The sequence below is a fragment of the Staphylococcus cohnii species complex 1663 genome (genome assembly GCF_041008415.1).
Lineage (GTDB): Bacteria > Bacillota > Bacilli > Staphylococcales > Staphylococcaceae > Staphylococcus > Staphylococcus ureilyticus.
The window spans coordinates 112,152-136,081 of the sequence record NZ_JBFDVL010000003.1; the positions used below are offsets into that span (position 1 = coordinate 112,152).

Below are 23,930 nucleotides of genomic sequence, written 5' to 3' on the forward strand. Positions count from 1 at the left end.
TAAATGACATATTTTTGAACAAAATTCGAATAAATTTTGTCATACTCTTTATGAGATTTACTTGCATTTAAAGCCTGAACGATTCCATACTACAATTCTATGAGGTGATACTATGAAACACTATCTAATTACAGGCGGTACTGGTCTAGTAGGTACTCAGCTAATCGAGGCAATACAACAAAGTGATTCCAAAATCACGATATTAACAAGACAAAACAATGCTACATCACATCCTAAAATCACATATGTTAACTGGTCAGAACCAAATTGGGAAAGCCAAATTCCAGATATTGATATCGTGATCAATTTAGCCGGTGCTAGCTTAAATAATCGCTGGACCTCCTCACATAAACAAAATATTATGTTAAGTCGATTACAATCTACTCAGGCACTATACGACCTTTTTAAAAACAGAAAGCAAAAGCCAGCTGTATTCTTTAACGCCAGCGCAGTAGGTTATTACAAACCTGATTTAACACGTACATATACTGAGCTGTATCAAACATTACCATTTGATTTTTTATCTGAAGTGGTATATCAGTGGGAACGTTTAGCACGTCAATTTGAATCATTAGGCACACGAGTAATTATTGGCAGATTTGGAATGGTACTATCAAATCAAGGTGGTGCATTACCATTGATGAAATTACCTTATGATTTAAATGTCGGTGGTAAAATAGGTAGTGGTAGACAATGGTATTCTTGGATTCATATTGAAGATTTAACAAGAGCGATACTCTATACCATAAATAATGAAAAAGCACGCGGTGTATTTAATTTCACATCACCAATTGCAGAACATCAAAATATGTTTGGTTATACCATTGCAAGAGAAGTTCATCGCCCACACTATACATGGGTACCTTCATTTGCACTCAGACTTATCTTAGGTGAAATGTCGACAGTTGTACTTGATACTCAAAAAGTTTTACCTAATAAGTTGCAAGCACTAGATTTTGAATTCAAATACCCAAATCTGAAACTAGCACTAGAAAATTTAGTTCATTAAGAAAGGGACTATTTAAAAATGAAACAAGATAGTATTAGCCATATCTTATTATTCATTGCAGGTTTACTCCTCATCACCAATGGTATTTTGGCATTTGAAAAACCTGCTATTATGATCGTCATTTCTATGTCTTTAGTAATCATTGGATTATTGACGTTAGTCATTTCGATTATTTTAATTTATAAAAAGAAACAAAATCTCTTAAATAAACACTAATCATACTTTCAAAATATTATTAAAAAAACAAGCCACACATGTCAACCACATCGTATATGCATCATGCATTTTAGAAATGGTCGTACATTGTCGTGACTTGTTTTTTGTTACTTGTATGTCATTATTATCTTACGCGATATATTATGATTCTGGCACCATAACATCATCGATTAAACCGTATTCTTTAGCTTCTTCTGCTGATAAGAAGTTATCACGGTCAGTATCTTTTTCAATTTGTTCAATTGATTGACCTGTGCGCTCAGCTAAAATTTTATTTAATTTAGCACGTGTTTTCAGAATATGATTAGCGGCAATTTCAATTTCAGTTGCTTGACCTTGCGCACCACCAAGTGGTTGGTGAATCATTACTTCAGCATTTGGTAAAGCAAAGCGTTTACCTTTTGCTCCTGCTGCAAGTAAGAATGAACCCATAGATGCAGCCATACCAATACAAATCGTTTGCACATCTGGTTTAATGTGTTGAATAGTATCATAAATAGCAAATCCAGCAGTTACACTACCACCCGGTGAGTTAATGTAAAGATAGATATCTTTTTCAGCATCTTGTGCTTGTAAAAATAATAATTGTGATACGATAGAGTTGGCTACGTTGTCATCAATTTGTGAACCTAACATAATAATACGGTCTTTTAATAAACGTGAGTAAATATCATAAGCACGTTCCCCACGGTTTGTAGTTTCAATTACTGTAGGTATTAAATTCATTAATATTGCCTCCTTATTTCTAACTGATAAATTTATTTTAACCTAAAAGTCAAATATGGTCAAAAAATAACGCTTAGAATTTCATTAAACATTATAAATTATTGTTGACCAACACTTATAAGATTTGTACACTAATATTATTGTTATTTACCCCTCGTAGTGTAATGGATAACACATAAGATTCCGGTTCTTAGAATAGGGGTTCGATTCCCTTCGAGGGGATTAATAAGTTATTTTCTCATTTTCACTCGATATCACTAGTTGTCAAAACACTTGTGGTGTCGGTATTTTTATATTTTATAGTATCATTCGTTTTGATGCGTTTTGAATTTCGCGCCCCCATTTAGTCCCCATTATAAAATCAATTGTTTTGTAAATACTTCTCTCATTATGCACGAACTTTAATTATTAAAACCAATATATTTCTTAACTTCTGCATAGTTTTCTGTATCATAATTTAATTTACACTTCTTACTGACCATTACTGCAGCATACTCAAACATTTCAGTCATTTTATATAATGCTTCTTTTATTTCATTAGTATTTAAATGAGGATAAGTGGAAGTCAATTCACTATTTTTATTAGATCCTAAATAATTAGGCAAGTATTTAAAGCTCTTACCAAAATTAACTTGAAAATCAAATTTATAACCTTTATCCCATGCAAGCATTAAAAGTAGCATTCTTCTACATATATTCAAATGATCTATTGAATAAAGCAACTCATTTCTCCATATACCTTTCATTACATAGGTAGAAACCCAATAGTACTCATTTATACATTCATCAAACAATTTCTGATATGGCTTACTTATCCAATAACTTGCTTCACTAACACTATTGTTTTTTGGTAACAAATTATCTTTATCAAGAAGTACTTTTATTAATTTATCTTCTGCCAAATATTCAGATAATTTATTTTTCGATAATAATGTTAAGTCTATTCGATTGTAATCATCAAATAGCATTAATATTGGATAACGTTCTTCTAATTCAGATGGATATAAATCTTGCGCTTCTGGAAACTGTGTTATTATTCTATTTCCAAACTGATTTATCCATTCCAAATCAGCAATTATATCTTCTAAATTTTCAACAATGTAGACAATATCAAAATCCTGATGTATATCGGGTTGAATTTTTACATTAACCCTAGACCCATTCATACATACTGCTTTTATATTTTTATCTTGTTTAGCAATATTAAGAATTAAGTTCAACATTTCTTTTTCTGTTCTCATTAGACACCTCACTAAATGACAATACTTTTATAAGCAACTTTTTAAATTTCGAACAATACCTGCTAGTCTTTTTTTAGATAACAGTAAGTGGTCATTTTTGACCGTGTATTGTTACATATTGGTTAAACACTTTTGTTTAACTAAACCACATACTTATTTTTGAGTAATAGCTCTTATTACATAACTAAACATACATTATATGGCCATAATATAGTTCTGACATTCCCCCTGCGCTGCATCGGGAATGAATAAACGTATAGTTGTTCGCTTGATGTTCTCTACTGTCTTATTTTTATTTTAAACTCCTCAATTTCTTTAATGCTATTTAAAATAAATATATCTTTATGCTTTTCTACCTCTTTAAATCTATCCAATAAAAATGGTTTTCGATATTTAGGGTAATTCCAAATATATTTCAAAAACGTGAAAGTTATTCTTTCTTTACAGTCATTTCTCATATCAGGCCTAGTCTTACCTCTGTTTTTAAATAACCTTTTGAAAACTCTGTAATAACAAATTCTTCTTGGTAAATTCAAAAATACTATAGTATCAGCAAACTGTAATCTATCTTCTAAAATACCAGTATAATTCCCATCAATAATCCATTCGTTTTTCTCTAATATTGAATTTTGAATAGTTATTTTTTCATATTCTGTACTCATAACCCAATTAGGTTTCCAAAATAGTGCGTCTAAATGATAAACTGGAATGTCTAAAATAGTCGATAGCTGCCTTGATAATGTAGATTTACCAGATCCAGACGACCCAATAACTATTATTTTATTCATATTTTAACAACCTCCCCCTTAAATACAGCGTGAATTTATAAAACATTATTTATATAATATCTTTTGAAAACCCTAATGATTTATTTTCAAACCCATTACTTTTATAAAAACTATGAGCATTATCTCTTTCTTCTCTTTTACCACTATTTAAAGTGATTATATTACATCCTAATTGAATTGCTAACATTTCTGATTCTTTTAATAAAATTGTCCCATAGCCTTTTTCTCTGTAATTAGAGTTAATAACAAATGCTAGTAAACGCATATATTCACCGTTCTTTTCATAGAACATCATTTTGCACATCCCGCTCAAACCAATTATCACATCATCTTTAATTAAAAGTAACAAATAATAATCTTCATGATTATATATTCTTTTTAAACGATTGAATAAATCCTCTGTTATTGTTGGATAGCCTAACTGTTCATATAAAACTAATAATTCATTTAACTTATTTAAATCTTGTTCTTCAAATAATCTTGTTTCTATTGTCATAATATAACCTACTTATATATAAAATTTCATATGTGGTTTCTCTTCTTTATAATAATCTAACCTATCTTGTAATGTACCTGTATGTAATTCTAACTTATGCCCATCTGGATCAGTGAAATACATTGATTTCTTATCTCTTACATCTCTTGTACGCCCCTCTAATATGTTCACATCGTTAACTTTTAACCATTGATACCATTCTTCAAATTCACTTTCAACTATCGTAAAAGCCATATGCGTATACGAGTATTGAATTTCTTTTCTTGGTATATCTTTTTCTTCATTTAGTGCTAACCATAGTCCACCTAATAGGAAATACGCTGTTTTATCACTCTCTAATAAAATTTTTGCCTTTAAAATGTCTTTATAAAAATTAATCGACTTACTAATATCTGATACTGAATAAGTAACGTGATTTATAGATTGAATCATATATACGCTCCTAAATAAATTAGTTTACAGAATATTCTAACATAAATCCACGTAAAAAGACCCACTATTTAAAATAGTCACAACGTTTTTAACTGATAGTGCTACATAATTTTTTATCAAAATGTAATATAAGTATATTCATAAATATTATTTTTAATCATAACTTTTTGTTATCACCATAAATTTTTATGTATAGTACAATTAAGTTAATAATTTATTTTTAAGGGAGACTATTAAATGAAAAGAATTTTATTTTTATTATTAGCTAGCTTCTTAGTATTAGCAGCATGTGGTCAAGAAGAAAGCAAGTCTGAAGATAAGAAAGAAATAAAATCATCAGATAAAGAAAGTAAAAAAGGTGAGAAAAAATCTGATAATAGTAATAAAGACAATAAGAAATCAGATGAAGAAAAATCTATAACAGATGATAAAAGTTCTGAACAAGTAGCAAATAACGAAGAAAAACAAAATCAACAAGCACAAAACGACCAATATCAAGAAGAGCAGCAACAGCAAGAACCTGTTCAATCTCAAGAACGACAACAATATCAAGAACCACAAACGCAAGAAGAAGTTATAGATAATCCAGCAAGAGATCAAGTAATTAACGAAGGTATTGATATGGATAATCCTACAGATGAAGAAATTGAACGTATGAGAGAGTTAAGCAAAGATTCACCACATGGACTACAAAACTCTCCGTCTTAAATTTTATTCTATGGGCAGTTATCCTTGCCCTATATATTTTATCTTTAAGGAACTAAACAACTTATAAAATTTGTTAAAGTAATGTTTAAGATGACACACTATGGTTATATAACAAATAGCCACTACTTAACTACCTTTATATTGATTTATGAGTATATCTCTGAGACCTGCACTTTATTTAGTGCAGGTTATTTTATGTCTACAATATCCATCAAGCTAATTTTTCTTAACTCATCTTCTACATGGATGTATAAGCATTCCTCTAAGTCATCCATCTTGTGAATGCTACCTTCTATATTTTCAATGTAACCATCTTTATAATAGCTCACTGTAAGTGATGGATCATGAAACATCTTATATACTAATGTATCATTTAACTCATTTAATTGATCTTCACTTAATATAGGTCTCTCAATTTTATTTTGATCTAGTATGTATTGCTCTAACCTCTCATACTGTTCAGGCATAGTCTTGAATGGTTGCCATTTAACCATTCCACGTCCTTGTGGTATGCGTGGATTAAGATATTCACGTGGTATTTTACGATAGTCTGTTTCATTTTTATATTTATCTGGCATCATAGTATCACCTCACTAAATATAATAGAACATACGTTCGCTATTGTAAATAAAAAAAAGACAGACTAGACTGTCTGCCTTGTAAATTAAGAGTTATGATGCTACTAAAAAACTGATAAATATATTTTAACATGACATTGAAATATCAAGCAAATTACCACCCGTAACATACTTGGGCAATTGGTATGAGCAAAAATTAATAATTATAAAATAATATATATAGCTGTATGTAAGTTTACTATAGCATTAAATATCAGAATAAGCCTATTCTATACTCACTCTAATGTGATTAAAAAATTTAGTTGTATTAATAACCAAATAAAAAGACGACTTTAAAAGTCGTCTAGTGTGTATTCGTAAGAAAGTGATAAGTGATTCCATTACCTATTATATACAATTTTAGTTATATTGCAAATATTTAATCATTTTAACTATTAACTTGTCTAACATCTGCTTAACTCTCTGCTCGCCTACTTCGAATATACGAGCCATATCTTTGTAAGTTTTCCCCTCTACCATCAGTAAAAACAAATTAAACTCTTTGAATGTTCCTACCGTTTCGGCGGCCAATTCTAGCTCGTTTAAAAATATCGCATCTTCTGTATTCATTTGATCTATACGCTTATGGCCAACTTCAGCACCTAACTCAAAGAAATCATCTGTTTCAATGGGTTTATCTTCATAATCATCGTTAATATGCTCGTGACAACTCAATATAAACTGTTTAATCGTCTTTTTATCATACATAGCTGATTTCACTCGCCAATCGATCTAATATAGACGTTCTAGCACGCAACAATGCCCTTTGTTTAATACCGATAACGTCGCAAATAACGTCATCTGATAAGGTTTCCTTGTCCCACCACGTCAACTTGATAACTTGTTGCTTTAATAAAGAAGAATCATTATATACAGCAGTTATACCTTTAACCACATCACATATATTTCGGTACTGAAGGTCATTGACGTTATGAGGTCTGTTGATGTACCAGTCACAAAGTCTGTGATAGTTCAACATATACTTGGATAACATTTTATAGTTCACATCTTGATACTCAATAATCATATGGCAAGCACCTCACGTTCATTTTGCAGGCTTTCACGTTTTGTTTCGATATAGTCATTATAAATCACTTTATTGGCTTGTATGTGCTTCTCACGGCGTTGTGAACGGTTTTTATGATGGACTTGATATAAATCTTTCTGCAGTTTCTTAATCGTTTCGTGTGGCTTATATGAGCCATTTGACTGCATGTATTGAATGATATCCTTTTGTTCATGCGAAGGATAGTGTTTGATTAGCTTTTTAACCAAATTTAGTCGTTTATTTGATTGTTTTTTATATCTATCCAGCTCGTCTTTTTTCTCAACAATCCAACATACTAACTTTTCTAAAGGATATGAAGTTGTGACTACACCCATCACATCATCACACACTGTATGACTGACATTTAAATGATACATTGCATCGATTTGTTCCTCTATTGCTTTTATTTTACGATTAATAAACATAGGATTATAAGCAGTTAATAGCTCGTATTCGGTTATCTTTTCTGCAGGATAATATCTTAATACTTGCTTACAGGGTTTTAGATGCATGTTATAACCTCATTTCTTTATATAGTTATATAAACGCTTATAAGTTTTCTGCAACTGTTGCAGAAATCCATTTCTTACCAAAATTTGGAAGGCATTATTATATATTTAAGTTTGTCCAACAGTTGGACAATTAGTCATTTTTGCCTATGCCAAACTCTTCATATACTGATTTAGGCTTCTTACCTGTCACAAAATCACCTACGGGATCATACTCATTTTTTGTCTTAGGTTCCATAATCTTGAGACGTGCCTCAACAGTTAAGCCTAATTTGGGACAAATGGCGTTCATTGTATTCACGCTATCCCTTTGTATTGTGTAATGAGGTGAGAGTTTACTTCCACGTTCAGTCACAACCACCATACCTTCTTCTTGTAATTTGAGTGTGGCATTTTTGTAGTTACTATATGTTTGGCAATAAGTAGCAAGCAGACCTTTGTCTAAATCTTTTATAGGTAATTCATTAATAAGTGGAAGCACTCTATACCATTCTTGAATAGCATCATCGTCTAAAAAATCGGGTGGCTCTTTTGATAAAGGTGTAAGCTCATTCATAGCTTTCTCGGTCGCATTTCTTTGGTCTTGTACATCTTTTGTACGGTATGCTTTCTGTTGTGATAATAATTTTCTTTGTGACATCCATATCATCTCCTATTAGTATTATATGTATTGAAACAATAATTCATATTAAGCTCTGACAAACGTCTTATAGTGCATTGAAAGGCTTAATAGTCGGATATTAGGCCATAAACGGCTTAAATTAGTCTATTTTATCTATTGATATTGTGAATTTTTACACAATTTTAGCTTTTCATTTCAAGATTCGGTTACGGATAAGACGGGCTCGTTTTCGCTCGAACACTAGAGCCACGGGGGTTTTTCTTCGCCACACCAAAAAATATTTTTGAAATTTATTTTTTTGAATCTCAATCCGAAAATTTTTACACTCCCGATAAAATTAATCTATCCGTTAAAATTTCCACCACTACTTTAATTATCTACTGGGCAAAATTAATTTACTTTCAATCTAAATTTAGTTACTTTTTACTCTTTTCATACAACGTATTCTAAGCCCATTTAAGCCACATGTAAGATTGTTGAGTACCTAAAAACTAAATAATAAATGTATGCTCTGTATAGCTCTCTAAATGGCTACAAATGGCATTGTATAATGCAAAGTATTCATGCTTAGTTATAACGTTTTGTATCTCCTAATTGCTTCTAACATTGTTCTTGCTTATCACTTTACGAACAACAATTATTATTTATATTTTTAAATCTCATTTTGATTTTTGAATTTAATTTTTATTTTGAAATTAGAAATATTATTTTGAAAATAATTCTTTAAAACTTTTTTGTAATTCAAATCTGAAATTACTTTTTACATTTACTTTCTTCTCTTAATGAACTTCTTAACTGAATTGATTCAACAAATGAAATCATTTATCTTCTGAACTCAATCAACAATTGAACTTCAACAAATGAATTAACTTAAACAATTTATCTTAATTGGATTAATCATTCTTAATTAGAAATCAAATATCAATTACAATTCATTTCTTCTCTTTGAATGTTGATGAACAATCACAATGAAACTTCTGTGTGAACTATCTCATTAGTTGGATCTAATCCTCATACTAAAAGTAGTGACCTTATAAACTGTGTGCTTAATAACCCGACCTTTAATGTAGGTAGCTTAATCACTGCGTACTTTATTGTGCAGTCCTCTAAACTATCCACCTTAATAAGCAGTGTGCTTTAATACACAGTGTCTTTAATGCTTGGGCACTTTATAACAGATGGCGCTTTATTATCTATGCTCATTATTTGCCTGCACCTTTAATACTTGGGTCTTATAACTGCATGTGCTTTTATATACTATGTTGAAGTATCTGCTACACATTGAATGCGTTCCACATATATCATTGTGATTACTTTCACATATATACTTTAAGAAAAGACCACCACCAATTAATAGTGATGGCCTAAACCAACGTACAGAAGAACTAGGATCTAATGAAAATAACAAGGAGTTAAATGCCCAATGGCTAATTTAGACTTTAATACTGAGCGCTCAACATTAAAGATTTAGTATATCTTTAATATCTATATTATACCATGAACGCCGTCATAATGCTACTTTATATTATCTAGTATTAATAGAAATTGCTTTTATTTTACCAATCTTTTCAATGAGCTTATTCATCGATGTCACTTCATCTGTATAGATTTGTACACTCTTAACTTTGTTATGCTGCACTAACTTTATAAATTCTTGCATAATTGGTTTGTCATCCACTTCTATAGACAGTCCATACAGTCCTTTATTAACTACCACTGTTAAATTGCCGCGATGTATCGATGCTAGGATATTACTATCCTTATTGTTGTCTAACATCACACATAGCTTGTCATTGTCTTTTAATGCTTGAAATACATTGTTATCTAACTCATATGGTTTAAATGTCTGATAGTTAGGATCTACTGTTTTGGTCGTTCCCATTTCTACAGGTTTATCTGTCGTAAGTGCTTGTACTGTAATTCGATTCTTTTGCTTATTATATTTAACGTTATTATCTGATTGTTTGATTGTTGTTAGCATATACTCACATCCTTACCATTGTTTTTTGCCATAATGATATTTTTGGAACTCATCACGAGAAACGGTATCTAATGCTTTCTCCAGTTGCCATGCATAGCCTCTAGGAGTCGTTTGTTCATCATATTTATCACCATCACCTAATTTAATTTCGTGGGCTAACATTTGGCCTTTATACTGGTTGTGAATGTTACCAGGATTGTTCTTCTCTTGCTTAACATAACGTTCACGAGATATACGACGACCAGCCTCATTTTTATTCTCAATCATTTTACGATACACTTTCACAACATCTTGCAGTTTATCCTGCATCTCTTTCGCTAGTTTTTGATGTTCATCCTTAAATCCTGTCATTTCTTTGTTGTATGCCTTGTAGAACTGGTCAAATTCTTCTTCAGTTACTTTATAATCTGATGAGTTAAGTTGTTCGTCGACTTCGATTAATTCTTGTTCTAAATCTGATTGTAGACTTTTTAATTTTGTTGCTTCTGCAAATTCATCACTATTTTGATAATGTGTAATTTTACTATTAAGCTGTTTAATACGATTTGTTAGCTGATGGTATTTCTGTTTAATCTCTTTTGCCTTAACACCCTTATCATAGATTTGATTATCAAAGATATTGATTGTATTGTCTTGTACTGTTTTTACCATAATTAAATGCCTTCTTTCGTTTTTGATTTATTATTCGCTTTATTGCACTAAAGTCTTTCTTATTTCTAGCATATTGCCTTACCAGTGAATCAATATACCTAACAGATACATTGTTCACATGGGTAGGTAAACGAGCTAGAATCTGATGTGCTATCCGTTTGTGATTCATGGAAACACTCCCTTAACTTATTTTCTGTGTATTACCTTTTATATGGTGTGTCGGCATAACATAGTGACTACTTCTATCAATTTCTAACATACGTTTACCATCTCTGTATTTCTGCCAATATTTAGCATCTGCAGTGAGTTTATTAATTTCATCTAGTAAATAATTAATCGCTAAATGATCACCACGTAAATATATTGTCATATGCCCTACTCTGTTATAGTTGAGTTTCAAATTGTACCCTCTTAACCACAAGAAGATTGATTCAGTATTTAACCTTGATTGCAGCGTTACCTGTCCTAAACTGGATAAGCACCAATCACATGTTATAAAGTCTATTTCTAAATACTGATACTTGCCCTGTGTTTTATAGATGTGACAAATGGGTTTGTTAGCAATTTCTAAATTCTTAATATCGTTAATATTGAGTTTCTTATTATTTAATTTGAATGGATCAGTTGGTATTGAATGCATTAACACAGTTTATGAGTCCTCCTATTTTGAAATATGTTTAATAAGTTAATTCTATAATCACACGATTTACATTATTTTTAGTTACTACTGTTCCATATCTATTGCCACTGTTGTATAGGTATCTCATTTTCTTATTCTCCTTTTTTTATGTTAGGTGTGACCGAAATTTTCTAAAAACCCCAGTTCAGTCACACTAGTCACAGTTCAGTCACACCTATTTTTCTTACTGCCACAAGGGATAGACCGTAAAAGTGTGACGGAGTGACCGAAATATCCCAAGTTACTTACACATTAATTAGTAGGCTATATTTTATTTAATTATGTTTGAAGTTAGTAATTATTATGATTTCAGTCACACTTTTAGCTATAAACGTTGATATATCAGTGTTTATAGGTGTGACCGACATAATTTGGTTCAGTCACAGTAAATATGGAGAATTTTGTTTTAAGCTTGTCATATCAGTGTTTATAGGTGTGACCGAAATAAAAATATTTTTACCAGTTCAGTCACAGTTTCTGTCACACTACTTTTAATTTGTTATTTATATATGATCGTTTTAATTCTCCATTAGGTACAAGTGTTGGCTCAAAATAACCAACTTTCTTTTGCATGTCTGCTACTGAATAAAATCTAGCTCTTTCCTCTTCCCAGTTCTTGCTTAGATATTGGTTAAACGTTTTGTAGAATTTTCTTTCCGATAGTGCATGATAACCACTATTCTCACAGAAAACTTTATATCTATAATAAACGACCGATTTAGGTACTTTATCAATTTTCCATGTATCGAATTCAGTAACTTTAAAATCATATGCAGGGTCGTTATCCTGTTTATATTCTTCTAACATGTCTGCTGATACTTTAGGCACTATAAATTTCCCGAAGTCTAGGTTAATAGCTTTGTACAAAACATATTCAAGCACCTCTTTATTATTTAAATACTTTTCTTTAATGTCTGGATTCTCTTTTGTACCATTGAAATCAGCATTGAATGGTACTATTAATAGTCGTCTATTTGTACCACCTGTTTTATTTTTAAACCTAGGCATACCATTTGTTGATTGAATTACTGTACATCTAAAAACTGCTCTATATGGCTGCTTTTTCTTTACGTTCACTAAAATAGAATCTCCAGTTACAACACTATTAAAATTTGAACTATCCTCAATGTTCACACCTACAGGCACATCATCACCAATGACTAATGTTTTTCCTTCTAATACACTTGGCTTAAATTCGTGGTCAAATTCGTTTACTTTTAGACTTGCAATATTATCAAAACCTATAAAATTAGATAACAATGTTTGAAATGTACCTTTGCCGTTATTACCATCACCAACAAGAAATATTGCTTTTTTACGTGTATAGTTTCCGTTCAACGAATCATTAATAACTTGCCACAACAATGTGAATACTTCTCTATCACCACATGCGACTTCATCTAACCAGTTATGAAAACTCCAACCACTAATTGTTGGCTGTACAGCGCCTTCAATATAATTGGTTGTTATTTTAGTCGTAAATACATAATCTGGTGTAAATGGTTCAAGTTTTTTAGTTTCTTTATTAAATACACCGTTATTTACTGGTATTAAGTGTGGTTCATTTGTTCGAGGTACAACATTTACCATATTAGTTAAATGAAATATCACATCTTCAGCCCTTCTCTGATTATGACTAGGTTCTAACCAACTTATGACACGCTTGATATACGTATAATTTTGTGTGTATATACCTTCATCTTGCCTATAAAACGCTAGTCTGGTACCTTCTTCGATATCAAATAATATAAAGGTAAGATGCTCGTTTAATAGCACAGCGCATCTATTTGGGCTAATTGTTTTCGGCGGTGCGCCTGATGCTTCACCTTTTTCTTTAGCTTGTTCCCATTGTTGGCGCATATGATCCAATTCTTCTTTGCGTAATTGTTTAAGAAAAATTTTAATATTATCTTTTTCTTTTTGCACAGTTTGTAAGTGATGTTGATACTCTTCTATTAATTTGTCGGTTTCTTCTTCTGCGAAGTTATAAATATCTACCATGCAATGCCCCCTTTATCTATTTAAGTCCTTTTTCAATATTGATCTAAATGTGTTGTTTACTTCTTTATCATCAATCGGTGGTGTACACTGCTGCGCCCAAGCTATCGCTAAACCGTAAACTAAATTTACATCTACATACCTACGCAATAAGTACCCAATTAATGATGCTAATGTTTGATTACGTTCACCTTCTCCTACACCGAAGGCTATATCACGCCAATATGATGAATCACGTTTCTTATATTGACTTGAGTAATTAATAGTAATTGGTTTATTTTTTTGGCTATTGATATTTCTGGACAACTCATTTAAATCACCTATAGTGATTGCAGGTGCATCATTATATTTAAATATATATGGTATATTCTTATCTGGCTTTACAGGTAGCGCCATAGCTCTTGAAGGTTGGAAACTGCCTTCATCAATTTTGTAGCCAATTTTCTGAGCTAATGCTTGCGTATACTTCCTATAATCATCTGCACTCACAGGCTCACTTATAGGCGCCATAAGGCGAATACGTGGTTTTTCTGAAGTATGGTTATAGGTTGTATGGAATGCCCAAGAATAGCCCTCTAATTGCTTACAAATAGCACTGTATAACCCTTTGAAATCAGTAATATCATCATAATCAAGTGCTAGTGTATTTCTGTTTATAATGTTTTCATCATTACGGTACTTTTGAATGAGTTTGCCGTCTTTTTCCATGTCTTTTACATCTCCATAAACGACTAAACCACGTTTATATTTATCATCGTTATTCATTGGCGTTTGTATTCTATTAAGCCATTCCGACCACATTACTTCGTTATTTTGAGAAAATGAATCGGAATATAAATTTTTGTACTCGATAATTTTTAATTTAAAATCATGCTGCAATTTTATTTGTTCAAAGCCCATTTATTTTGCCCCTCCTACTGTAAAAACAAGGCATGAAATGGTATAATTAATATATAAATAAGCCGTTCCATGCTTGTTTTTGTTAATATTCCAAATTGCATTAGGCGTTATCTGTTGAGTTTGGTCGCTGTTCAGATGACGCTTTTTCTATGTCTAACGCTTTGAAATTTTCGATTAATTTATCGAATTGTTTGAGATAAACCAGCATCAACTCAGTTGTATGTTCATGTTGTATACGAGATTCGTTATAACCAATTGCATAAGTCATCATTTCCTCTTTAGTTGTTAAATCTCTTTTAGTGAACATTTCATCACCATGCCACACGTGTGCTGTTACAACATCATCAATTTTTTCTTTCAATAATTCAAATTCACATATCAAATCTTTCTGATTCCAATTCATTTTAAAACTCTCCTTGTTTATGAAAATTAATAACATTATCGTTTTTGCTTAATTTGATGTTAATTCCATGATAAGCACATACATTTTTTAAGTTTTTAGCTTTTTGCTTGGCTATTTCCATAGCTTCATGAAATTGTTTGAACAAATCATCAATTTCTGATTTAATATCATCTATCAATATCACACTAATAGCATTGGCACCGTCATAATCTTTCACTTCTCTATACGCTTTAACTTTTTCACTCAAAGTCCCTGACAATTCTGAAAGCCTGTCTATTTCGCCACCTATTTGATAAACTTTATTAGATGCACTCGACATCTCTTGAAAAGCGTCTAAAACATCCTTATACATAATTAAAACTCTCCTAACTCAAAATTATTATTTAATTGCCGTACTGCCTTTTTCATCTTAATTAACCTCCAGTTTATTAATGAAATTTTCCATTTCTTCAATAGCTGTTTTTAATTCTTCAATATCGTCTTTAGTAATAAAATGACGTACGTTAGAATCCTCACAATTTATAGGAAAGTCTGTAAAAATTTCTGTTGCCTGCAAAAGCTCGCTATAATTTTTATAATCATTAAGGATTTCTGAAATCTCATTATCATTCAAGTTAGGATATTCCTTGCTTATAACTGATGCATCTCTGTCGTGACGTTTTTGCAATAGTTCTGTCATTTTCTCAGTATGTTCCTCGTCTTTAAAAATACGGTCGTAACTTACTGCCTTTTCAATATTTTTATAATCTTGTTCAGTTAATTTATTCATTTTGATTCCTCCAAATTTTCTAATTTAAGTCCGTATGCTGCTGTGACAATAAATAGTGCAAAGGCTACGTATATATCACTTAGTACACCTATAAAAACTGTGCCTATTGATAATATAAGCATGTATAACATGTATCTTTTCATTTAATGTCCCCCTAAGAGTTATATATTTCATTAAAATTTTTCTTGATATACTCTTTCATTGGTTCTGCTAAAAACTTGTAATGATCTGCTTGTGATTTAGGCTCATGTACATACCTTTCAATATCCTTTTTAAATTTTGGATTTAGCAATAGTTTTTTCATAATTGAATTCCTTGATAATTGCATGTGTGACTGTAAATCTTTAAATGACCACACAAGTTTAGGTTCATTGATAATTACAATACCTTCACTTTCTTGTAGTTGTTCTTGCATTATTTTCACCTCCTTATTAAGCAGTAGCTTGTGTATTTAAGTATTTATTGTAGATAGTTTTACTGACTGAAATATCTAAACCAAATTTGTTAATAGAAGTCATTAAATCGACTGTGTCATCTAAAATTTGTTGACGAATAATTAACATATCCTCACTCATTTGTTCTTTTTTTAAAGATTTATCATAACCAAATAATGTTGAAACACATTTATTAACTACGGTCGCACATTTTATATAACTAATCTTTTGGGGATTAGATAAACCTTGTTGCAAAACGTCCATAGCTTTTCGTTGATGTTGCTTATCCATTAAATGAAATACTTCATGTTGCTTTAATCCGATTGATTGTCTTAACTCTTTAATAACTTGCTTAACCCATTTCTTAAACTCATCAGCTTCATCACGTCTACTATTCCAAATAGCTTCGTAAATGCCTACTTCTGAAATAATTACAGCTTTTTGCTTACCTTTAAGGGTGTCCACATTATGGACGGCCTTTTCTGACACATCTAATAATCTAGTCATATGTGGTGTGTGTGAATACCCTAATGCTTTTGCAACATCACCTGCTATTGCCCAATACTCATTATCTTTTTCTATGAATCTAATTTGCTTACCATTAAAAAACTCCTTAATCATCTAACTTCCTCCTTAATACTGATATTGGAAATTTGATCTATTTCAACATTAAGTGCTTTAGCAATTTTCATTACTAGCATTATTGATGGCTTTTTTTTATGATTTAAAATCTCTAACAAATACGAATAATTAACTGGTGTTTCTTTTGCTAGTTCTTTAATACTCATATTGTTATTAACTAGTAACTGTTTAATTTTAAAAGTGTTAATATCTTTCATAAGTAACCCCCCTCTTTTTTAATTCAATTTTTGCTAATGTCAAAACTTGAATATACCCTTATTATAATCGCTTATTTTAAAATTGCAAGTATTAATCTTGAAAAACTTGAAAATAAATGTAAAATGATAACTGTATTAATTATTATTAAAGGAGTGAAACCATGTCATTGAACAGTTTGTTAAAAGAACAAAGGAAAGAAAAAGGGTTTACAATGAAAGAATTAGCAAATAAATCGGGTATATCGGAATCATATATTTCAAAAATTGAAAATAATTCTGTCAGTTTACCTAAAAAAGAAAGGCTGTTATCTTTAGCATATTCATTAGATCCAGAAAATAAAGAAAACCTTTATTCAAGATTTCTAACTTTAGCCTCATATAATTTAGAGAATGCTGAAAAAGAATTTAATCAATTTGCTAATATGAAACAGGCAAATTTAGATAAAGGTTTACCTAATAAAAAATTCACAGATAATTTTGTTAGAATTGACAAAAAAAATTCTAAAATTAATTCTGTTGAATACCCATACTTTGATTTGGAATGGCTATTAAATCAAGAACGATTTGAACTATTTTTAGGAAGAACTGACGTTAATATACTCTTAGATAACAACGAAACAGAAAAAGAACTTCTTATTTTAAAAGATCATGAGCGTGATAGATTGAGAAATATAATAAATATATTTAAAGAAGGCTTATTAAACGAAAGAACTAAAATATCTAGAGAAAAAGATGAAAACGTCCTTATTTCGCACTCACATGAATATACATTGATATTCGATTTGTTAAACAAGAATATTGACGATAGAAATAGTTTGATAAGTCAATTAGGTATGATTAACCAAAATAGAGACGTTTTCTATGAAGATAATTACTATTCAGCAATTAACCAAGCAGTAGAACAACAAGACGCTTTAAAATTACAACGTCTAGTAAGAATGACTACAATAAATGAATTGAAACAATACTTGTCAGAACAAAATTGAGGTGATTAAGTGGCATACATTGAAAAGCGAGGTAAAACATGGAGATATTCAATCTCATATGTAGATGATGAAGGCAACCGTAAAAAGGTTCAAAAAGGTGGTTATCGTACTAAACAAGAAGCTAAACGAATTGCAGAAGATTTAGAGTATAAAATGAGAAATGGTTATGCTGTAAGTAATGATATAACATTTGCAGATTATTTTTATCAATGGTATGAAGTTAATAAACTACCACACGTATCAGAATCAACTAAAAGACATTATGAATCTGCATATAAGCATATTAAAGACCATTTTAGACACAAGTTATTAAAAGATATTAAACGTACTGAATACCAAAAGTTTCTCAATGAGTACGGTTTAACGCATAGTTATGAAACGATTAGAAAGTTAAATAGTTATATACGTAATGCATTCGATGATGCTATACATGAAGGTTATGTTATTAAAAACCCTACATACAAAGCAGAATTACACGCATCTGTTCCAGCCAAAACAGAAGAAATGAAGTTTATTAATGAATCAGAATTCAAAAAACTTAAACATTATTTTGAACAAAAAAATACCACCTCATCACTTGTGCTATTAGTAGCACTTGCAACAGGTGGTAGATTTTCAGAAATCGCTAAATTGAAACGTGAAGATCTGGATATTAAAAATAATAAAATTCATTTAAGAGGTACCAAGACCGAAACATCAGACAGAATAATAAGTATTGATGCAGTAACTATGAAACGTATTCAATCATTTATTGATTCACGACCTACTAATATCAGTGGTTACATCTTTACTGTTGATGGTAAAACGATAACTAACGCTGCTGTAAACAAAGTACTGAGAAAAGCATGTGCTAATCTAAATATAAAAGAGATAACTATTCACTCGCTAAGACACAGTTTCTGTTCTATACTCATACATCATGGCTTTTCAATACTATATATATCAAAACATTTAGGGCATTCCAATCCAGCCACGACACAATCGATTTACTCCCACCTACTTCAAGAAACTTATGAGCGTGAAGATGAAAAAGCAATGAAATTACTAGAAACTATTTAAGCCACTTAATTATAAATATTAGGTGGTTTTTTACTATAATTTATTTTCCAGTCCCCAAATAGTCCCTACAACGAAAAACAAAAGCTTATATAACAACGTTTAATCACTTTATAATATGCCCTTCGAGGGGATATTTTGGATAATCTTCCTTAAAACCATCAAACTGAACATTGAAGTTTTCGGGCTTTCATTGACATTTACTATCCGTTGATGAAAGTCTTTTTTTATTTTCACACCATGAAAAATACCAAACCAGAAGATTTGAAACTCGCTGTTATTCAAAACGCTTAAATTTCAACATTTAAGCGTTTAAGATTTTGTGAAAATGATTTTGTATTTATTTATCAATATTTAATAACTTAAGCATAACACTATTACTTTACATTGATAAACGTGCTGCCTAAGACATCTCGCACATCATGAATAACTAAAAAAGCATTTTCATCTACTTCATTGACTAATTTTTTCACTCTTGTCACCTGAGATTGCGGCACAACAACATATAACATCGTTGTTTCCGTTTTTGCATAACCACCTTTTCCATTTAATAAAGTTGAGCCCCGACCAGTAAAGGAATTAATTTTGTCACTGATGATTTCATTCTTATTAGATATGATTGTAACGCCTTTTTTAGGATTAAAGCCTTCAATTATAAATGAAGTCGCTCTTTCAGTAATGAATAGCATAATAATCGTAAACAAGACATTCTTTAATGGTAACACCATCAAGAATGATAAGACGACAATGCCATCTAGAATAAAAATACCTTGTGATGTCTTCATTTCTGAGTATTTACTTATAATTTTAGCAATTACAGATGTGCCTCCAAGGGTACTCCCTGTAGAAATTACAAGTCCAGCACCTATTCCTATAATTGCACCACCAAATACAGAATTTATAACAAAATCATCTATCCCTAAATTAATATTTTCAGTTACTCGTAAAAAGAATGAGAGTGCCGTGTTTGAAATAACGGTATAAACAGCGATTGTTTTACTTAAATACTTCCAGCCGATAAAAACGACTATGGTATTAATAATCAAAGAAGACCAAGCTGGAGAAAATCCCAAAGTGTATTTTAAGGCTAGCGCAATACCTACCGTACCGCCATCACCCAAATTTGATCCAAGTAAAAAGCAATTTACACCTATAGCGTTGATAAACGTTCCAATTAAACATAAGATGATACTTTTATAATGATTTTTTATTAATGCTGTCATTGATTCACTCCCATTCTATTTCATTTAAATTTTAATCATGTCACAGACTATCTGCCATAACCTGTACTAAATATGATACTTAGCTGTACCTAACCTTAGACTGCAATAGCATACGCTTAATCGTCATAATCTATTTGGTATCAACAAAGTAAGTTGATGCTTCAGAAAATACAACTCCGTTTGAATCATATTAAAAAAGACACCTCATATGAGGCGTCATATATAAATCTAATTAGCATATTATAATATCAAAACGCAGTTTTTTTCAATAACATTTTAATATATTTTTAAAATTAGTTTTAACATTGGTAATAAGCACCATTTTCTTTTACAGACAAATGATTAAAGTTCAATTGTTTCACCACTCCGAATTTTATCAGCCATTTGGTTTAATTTTCTTAAACGATGATTGACACCGGATTTAGAAATTGTACCCGTAGACATCATTTCGCCTAATTCTTTCAGAGAAATTTCTTGATGCTCTATGCGTAACTTCGCTATTTCCCGTAATCGATCAGGAAGATTATCTAAACCAATTTCTTGGTCGATTAGTTGAATGCTTTCGACCTGCTTCATCGCTGCACTAACGGTTTTATTTAAATTCGCCGTTTCACAATTGACCAATCGATTTACGGAATTTCTCATATCTCTAACAATACGCACATCTTCAAATTTAAGTAATGCCTGATAGCCACCGATTAAACTCAAGAAATCAGAAATTTTTTCAGCTTCTTTTAAATAAGCAATGCTTCCTTTTTTTCGTTCTAGATGTTTAGCATTGAGTTCATATTCATTCATTAAATTCGTAATACCTTCGGAATGGTCTTCATACAATGAAAATATTTCTAAATGATAAGAAGATGTTTCTGGATTATTCACTGATCCACCCGCAAGAAAAGCACCTCGTAGATAACTTCTTTTCATTTCATCTTCACGAATCATCGCTTCATCTATTTCATGCGTAAAGACACCATTTTTCAATATACCTAATTCATCTAAAATTTCTTTAGCACGTGCTTTAATTCTACAAATATAAATATTGTTCTTTTTTAATTTCATTTTTTTTCTTACAAGTAGCTCTACTTCAACATTAAACACTTTTTTTATTAAGGAATATATCCGTCTTGCTGTCGTAGCATTTTCAGTTTGAACATTAATCACAAATTGTTGATTGGAAAGACTGAGTGCACCATTCATCCGTATAAGCGCACTGAGCTCTGCTTTTGCATTTGTTTCATCTACTTCTATTCTAGTCAGTTCATTTTTCATTTCTGATGCAAAGCTCATACATCTTCAGCCCCTTCTTATCTAAGTTTAATACTTAGTTTTTTTACGATTTTATTTATCTCGTTTAAATTCAATCGTTTCTGTCTCTCTCATAGCGATCTCGTAAATCATTTTAGACAAGACCTCTGTATTGTGTCGAACATAATTTTCTTGTGATACTTCCACCAAGTTTTCGTGCGTAAAAACTTTGATGTTTTGTGCTTCCATATCACTCATATTGCATTTAACTGGAACTGCCCCATCTTCTTTATAACGTTGTAAGACATCAGTGTTAAAAGTTTGGGTACTACATATAGCATAGTTTATACATTGACGACCCATGTGATTATGTATTGCTTCGACATGATCTAAGGCAGTGTAATGATTGGTCTCACCAGGTTGTGTCATAACATTTGATACATATAGCTTAGGCGCATCACAATTTAATAACGAATCCGCAATACCTTTAACGCATAAATTTGAGATTACACTTGTATATAACGAACCTGGTCCTAAAACGATTAAGTCTGCATCCTCTATCGCTTCAACCGCTTCTTCCATAGGTTCTACATTTTCTGGTTCTAAAAATACACGTTCGATTTTTTTATTTTTTTTAGGAATTTTTGATTCACCATAAACAATTTCGCCATCTTCCATCACTGCATTTAAGCGTACACTAGAATTTGTAGATGGTATCACACGACCTCTTATATTTAAAATTTTACTTAATTCTTTTACTGCATGGCCAAAATCATCATTCATATTCGTTAATGCAGCTATCAATAAGTTGCCTAAAGAATGACCTTCAACTTGATTTTCTTTAAAACGATATTGAAACAATCTTTCAATTGTTGATTCAGAATCACTGAGTGCTGAAATTACATTTCGTATGTCACCTGGTGCAGGAATATCCATTTCATTTCTGATTTTCCCCGTACTACCTCCGTCATCAGCAACTGTGACAATCGTCGTAATATCTATCGGGAAGTCTTTTAAACCACGTGCTAAAACAGATAAACCTGTACCACCGCCAATAAGTACAAGTTTAATTCTTTTCATTTTTTCGTTTCACGCCACTTTCAATTTGAGCATCTCTATGATGCACATATACATTATAGTCAAAATTTTCATTAAGCTCTGCACCAATACGTTTTGCTAAAGCTACAGAACGATGCTGGCCTCCAGTACAACCAATCGCTATCACAAGTTGTGATTTACCTTCTTTTTTATAACCTGGAATCATAAATTTTAATAAATCCATTAATTTCTCATAAAAAATATTTGTTGCTTTCCATTTCATAACGTAATTATATACTGCTTCATCTTCACCAGTTAATGGTCTGAGTTCATCTACATAATGCGGATTTGGCAAAAATCTCACATCAAACACTAAATCTGCATCCATTTGAATACCATGTTTAAACCCAAAACTTGTTACATTGATATTAAATGTTTGATAATTACTTTGATTAAAGTAATCTCCAATGCGCTTACGAAGCTCTTTAGGTTTCATAAATGATGTATCAATCGTATAATTTGCTAAACTTTGAATTTCAGCGAGTAAGCTGCGTTCTTCTTCAATTGCTTCAATTAATGAGCGCTGGCCTTGTTCGTTTAATGGATGTGCACGTCGCGTCTCTTTATAACGCGAAATCAACTTTTCGTTGGATGCTTCTAGGAACATCATATCAACGATAATGTCTGAGTTGCTTTTGATTTGATCGATTTCTTTAATTAATGATTTGAAAAGTTCTTTCCCTCTTAAATCAATGGCAATGGCAACCTTTTGCAACGAAGGATTTCCTTGACCCATTAATTCTACAAACTTCGGCAATAGTATTGGAGGTAAATTATCTACACAAAAATAACCGATATCTTCTAAACTTTGAATTACAACCGACTTACCTGCGCCAGACAAACCAGTCACAACTAATAATTCACTTTTAGTCACTTCTTTTTCTTCTCGTTGCATTGCTTTACACCATCCAAAGATTATTTTTAATATTCCATTTATAATATTGGAATTTTTTATCCATATACGCAATCGTTTTAACTTAGTCAGTTTATGACCACTATGCTATCACATTATATTTTACATGAAAAACGACTTTGGTAGTAGTTTTATCACTTAATTCACCTTAACTGCTATTGCAGACTGACTTAAAAGTAACAAAGTTGTTGCCAAAAATGTTAAAGGACCTTTATCTCTTTTTCGATTCACATCATTTATGAAAAGCAGCATCTCTTTACGACGTTTTAAAAATCATCACGCATACATCTGCATAAAAAAACTAAAACGCATAACTAGCGAATACTTCAACCTTAAAATGCGA

The 23,930-nt window shown here is 31.1% G+C and carries 32 protein-coding genes and 1 tRNA gene; 6 read left to right on the plus strand and 27 right to left on the minus strand.

The annotated features are described in order from the left end of the window. The first annotated feature begins 112 nt into the window (after positions 1-112). Together AB1J10_RS04340 and AB1J10_RS04345 are read left to right on the plus strand one after the other, a co-directional pair. Complete coding sequence (locus AB1J10_RS04340; protein WP_064209495.1) at positions 113-1,009, plus strand: TIGR01777 family oxidoreductase; 897 nt, start codon at positions 113-115, stop codon at positions 1,007-1,009. A gap of 18 nt (positions 1,010-1,027) precedes the next feature. After that, entirely contained in the window at positions 1,028-1,225 is a 198-nt protein-coding gene (locus AB1J10_RS04345; RefSeq protein WP_046207444.1) for a hypothetical protein, read from the plus strand. A gap of 141 nt (positions 1,226-1,366) precedes the next feature. Here AB1J10_RS04345 and clpP read toward each other — a convergent pair whose 3' ends face one another. Beyond that, a complete protein-coding gene (clpP, locus tag AB1J10_RS04350) occupies positions 1,367-1,951 on the minus strand; it encodes an ATP-dependent Clp endopeptidase proteolytic subunit ClpP (protein WP_046207443.1) in 585 nt (194 codons plus the stop codon). Between the two features lie 150 nt (positions 1,952-2,101). Between clpP and AB1J10_RS04355 the strand changes: the two genes are divergently transcribed. Further along, a tRNA-Arg gene (locus tag AB1J10_RS04355) sits at positions 2,102-2,173 on the plus strand. Between the two features lie 179 nt (positions 2,174-2,352). Here the strand turns inward: AB1J10_RS04355 and AB1J10_RS04360 are convergent. The 4 genes from AB1J10_RS04360 to fosB form a co-directional block, all read right to left on the minus strand. Further along, positions 2,353-3,192 (minus strand): aminoglycoside 6-adenylyltransferase, encoded by an 840-nt coding sequence (locus AB1J10_RS04360; protein ID WP_069803760.1) that lies wholly within the window; start codon positions 3,190-3,192, stop codon positions 2,353-2,355. A 278-nt stretch (positions 3,193-3,470) separates the two neighbouring features. Beyond that, positions 3,471-3,980 (minus strand): DNA topology modulation protein, encoded by a 510-nt coding sequence (locus AB1J10_RS04365; RefSeq protein ID WP_369003015.1) that lies wholly within the window; start codon positions 3,978-3,980, stop codon positions 3,471-3,473. A gap of 49 nt (positions 3,981-4,029) precedes the next feature. Next, positions 4,030-4,476 carry a GNAT family N-acetyltransferase gene (locus AB1J10_RS04370; protein WP_369003016.1) on the minus strand — a complete coding sequence of 149 codons (447 nt, stop codon included), beginning with the start codon at positions 4,474-4,476 and terminating at the stop codon, positions 4,030-4,032. 12 nt (positions 4,477-4,488) lie between these two features. Next, a complete protein-coding gene (gene fosB, locus AB1J10_RS04375) occupies positions 4,489-4,908 on the minus strand; it encodes a FosB/FosD family fosfomycin resistance bacillithiol transferase (protein ID WP_369003017.1) in 420 nt (139 codons plus the stop codon). Between the two features lie 237 nt (positions 4,909-5,145). Here fosB and AB1J10_RS04380 point away from each other — a divergent pair, with 237 nt between their 5' ends. After that, complete coding sequence (locus tag AB1J10_RS04380; protein ID WP_150822749.1) at positions 5,146-5,616, plus strand: hypothetical protein; 471 nt, start codon at positions 5,146-5,148, stop codon at positions 5,614-5,616. A gap of 188 nt (positions 5,617-5,804) precedes the next feature. On the opposite strand, the gene AB1J10_RS04385 is transcribed toward AB1J10_RS04380, so the two are convergent. From AB1J10_RS04385 to AB1J10_RS04470, 18 genes are all read right to left on the minus strand, one after another. Continuing rightward, a complete protein-coding gene (locus tag AB1J10_RS04385) occupies positions 5,805-6,197 on the minus strand; it encodes a YolD-like family protein (protein ID WP_150822750.1) in 393 nt (130 codons plus the stop codon). 396 nt (positions 6,198-6,593) lie between these two features. Further along, positions 6,594-6,941 (minus strand): hypothetical protein, encoded by a 348-nt coding sequence (locus tag AB1J10_RS04390; RefSeq protein ID WP_150822751.1) that lies wholly within the window; start codon positions 6,939-6,941, stop codon positions 6,594-6,596. Next, a complete protein-coding gene (locus tag AB1J10_RS04395; RefSeq protein ID WP_192947515.1) occupies positions 6,934-7,260 on the minus strand; it encodes a hypothetical protein in 327 nt (108 codons plus the stop codon). Before AB1J10_RS04395 ends, AB1J10_RS04390 begins: the two co-directional genes overlap by 8 nt. Further along, complete coding sequence (locus AB1J10_RS04400; RefSeq protein ID WP_071560460.1) at positions 7,257-7,793, minus strand: spore coat protein; 537 nt, start codon at positions 7,791-7,793, stop codon at positions 7,257-7,259. Before AB1J10_RS04400 ends, AB1J10_RS04395 begins: the two co-directional genes overlap by 4 nt. A gap of 130 nt (positions 7,794-7,923) precedes the next feature. Continuing rightward, the gene (locus AB1J10_RS04405) at positions 7,924-8,430 is read right to left on the minus strand and encodes a phage terminase small subunit P27 family (RefSeq protein ID WP_071560459.1); all 507 of its coding nucleotides are present in this window, start codon (positions 8,428-8,430) and stop codon (positions 7,924-7,926) included. A 1,507-nt stretch (positions 8,431-9,937) separates the two neighbouring features. Beyond that, the gene (locus AB1J10_RS04410) at positions 9,938-10,393 is read right to left on the minus strand and encodes a hypothetical protein (protein ID WP_040030199.1); all 456 of its coding nucleotides are present in this window, start codon (positions 10,391-10,393) and stop codon (positions 9,938-9,940) included. Positions 10,394-10,405: 12 nt separating this feature from the next. Next, positions 10,406-11,044 carry a hypothetical protein gene (locus AB1J10_RS04415; protein ID WP_369003019.1) on the minus strand — a complete coding sequence of 213 codons (639 nt, stop codon included), beginning with the start codon at positions 11,042-11,044 and terminating at the stop codon, positions 10,406-10,408. Further along, a complete protein-coding gene (locus tag AB1J10_RS04420; protein ID WP_019469467.1) occupies positions 11,004-11,213 on the minus strand; it encodes a hypothetical protein in 210 nt (69 codons plus the stop codon). The genes AB1J10_RS04415 and AB1J10_RS04420 overlap by 41 nt, the downstream gene beginning before the upstream one ends. A 12-nt stretch (positions 11,214-11,225) precedes the next feature. After that, positions 11,226-11,684, minus strand: coding sequence for a hypothetical protein (locus AB1J10_RS04425; protein ID WP_369003040.1), 459 nt, complete (start codon positions 11,682-11,684; stop codon positions 11,226-11,228). A 519-nt stretch (positions 11,685-12,203) separates the two neighbouring features. Next, the gene (locus tag AB1J10_RS04430; RefSeq protein ID WP_439959281.1) at positions 12,204-13,724 is read right to left on the minus strand and encodes a phage/plasmid primase, P4 family; all 1,521 of its coding nucleotides are present in this window, start codon (positions 13,722-13,724) and stop codon (positions 12,204-12,206) included. 12 nt (positions 13,725-13,736) lie between these two features. Continuing rightward, positions 13,737-14,621, minus strand: coding sequence for a primase alpha helix C-terminal domain-containing protein (locus tag AB1J10_RS04435; RefSeq protein ID WP_369003020.1), 885 nt, complete (start codon positions 14,619-14,621; stop codon positions 13,737-13,739). A 100-nt stretch (positions 14,622-14,721) separates the two neighbouring features. Then, positions 14,722-15,024: a type II toxin-antitoxin system toxin TscT gene (gene tscT, locus AB1J10_RS04440; RefSeq protein WP_369003022.1), complete on the minus strand. Its 303-nt coding sequence runs from the start codon at positions 15,022-15,024 to the stop codon at positions 14,722-14,724. 1 nt (position 15,025) lies between these two features. Beyond that, positions 15,026-15,376: a hypothetical protein gene (locus AB1J10_RS04445; RefSeq protein ID WP_145372914.1), complete on the minus strand. Its 351-nt coding sequence runs from the start codon at positions 15,374-15,376 to the stop codon at positions 15,026-15,028. A gap of 57 nt (positions 15,377-15,433) precedes the next feature. Then, positions 15,434-15,793, minus strand: a complete 360-nt coding sequence (locus AB1J10_RS04450) for a hypothetical protein (protein ID WP_064263811.1) — start codon at positions 15,791-15,793, stop codon at positions 15,434-15,436. Continuing rightward, positions 15,790-15,936 (minus strand): hypothetical protein, encoded by a 147-nt coding sequence (locus AB1J10_RS04455; protein WP_155730243.1) that lies wholly within the window; start codon positions 15,934-15,936, stop codon positions 15,790-15,792. Before AB1J10_RS04455 ends, AB1J10_RS04450 begins: the two co-directional genes overlap by 4 nt. An 11-nt stretch (positions 15,937-15,947) precedes the next feature. Next, positions 15,948-16,208, minus strand: coding sequence for a DUF771 domain-containing protein (locus AB1J10_RS04460; protein WP_064263808.1), 261 nt, complete (start codon positions 16,206-16,208; stop codon positions 15,948-15,950). Between the two features lie 16 nt (positions 16,209-16,224). After that, positions 16,225-16,848, minus strand: coding sequence for a BRO-N domain-containing protein (locus AB1J10_RS04465; RefSeq protein WP_369003024.1), 624 nt, complete (start codon positions 16,846-16,848; stop codon positions 16,225-16,227). Continuing rightward, the gene (locus AB1J10_RS04470; protein ID WP_011303615.1) at positions 16,845-17,066 is read right to left on the minus strand and encodes a helix-turn-helix domain-containing protein; all 222 of its coding nucleotides are present in this window, start codon (positions 17,064-17,066) and stop codon (positions 16,845-16,847) included. Before AB1J10_RS04470 ends, AB1J10_RS04465 begins: the two co-directional genes overlap by 4 nt. Before the next feature lie 161 nt (positions 17,067-17,227). Between AB1J10_RS04470 and AB1J10_RS04475 the strand changes: the two genes are divergently transcribed. Further along, positions 17,228-18,052 (plus strand): helix-turn-helix domain-containing protein, encoded by an 825-nt coding sequence (locus tag AB1J10_RS04475; protein WP_011303616.1) that lies wholly within the window; start codon positions 17,228-17,230, stop codon positions 18,050-18,052. A gap of 9 nt (positions 18,053-18,061) precedes the next feature. Next, the gene (locus AB1J10_RS04480; RefSeq protein WP_151362593.1) at positions 18,062-19,111 is read left to right on the plus strand and encodes a tyrosine-type recombinase/integrase; all 1,050 of its coding nucleotides are present in this window, start codon (positions 18,062-18,064) and stop codon (positions 19,109-19,111) included. 374 nt (positions 19,112-19,485) lie between these two features. On the opposite strand, the gene AB1J10_RS04485 is transcribed toward AB1J10_RS04480, so the two are convergent. The 4 genes from AB1J10_RS04485 to rapZ all read right to left on the minus strand — a co-directional run bounded on the left by AB1J10_RS04485 (position 19,486) and on the right by rapZ (position 23,569). Next, a complete protein-coding gene (locus AB1J10_RS04485; RefSeq protein ID WP_046207442.1) occupies positions 19,486-20,331 on the minus strand; it encodes a YitT family protein in 846 nt (281 codons plus the stop codon). 342 nt (positions 20,332-20,673) lie between these two features. Continuing rightward, a complete protein-coding gene (whiA, locus tag AB1J10_RS04490; RefSeq protein WP_046207441.1) occupies positions 20,674-21,618 on the minus strand; it encodes a DNA-binding protein WhiA in 945 nt (314 codons plus the stop codon). 51 nt (positions 21,619-21,669) lie between these two features. Next, positions 21,670-22,656, minus strand: coding sequence for a gluconeogenesis factor YvcK family protein (locus AB1J10_RS04495; RefSeq protein WP_070039122.1), 987 nt, complete (start codon positions 22,654-22,656; stop codon positions 21,670-21,672). Continuing rightward, positions 22,643-23,569 (minus strand): RNase adapter RapZ, encoded by a 927-nt coding sequence (rapZ, locus tag AB1J10_RS04500; RefSeq protein ID WP_046207439.1) that lies wholly within the window; start codon positions 23,567-23,569, stop codon positions 22,643-22,645. The genes AB1J10_RS04495 and rapZ overlap by 14 nt, the downstream gene beginning before the upstream one ends. Positions 23,570-23,930 lie beyond the last annotated feature (361 nt).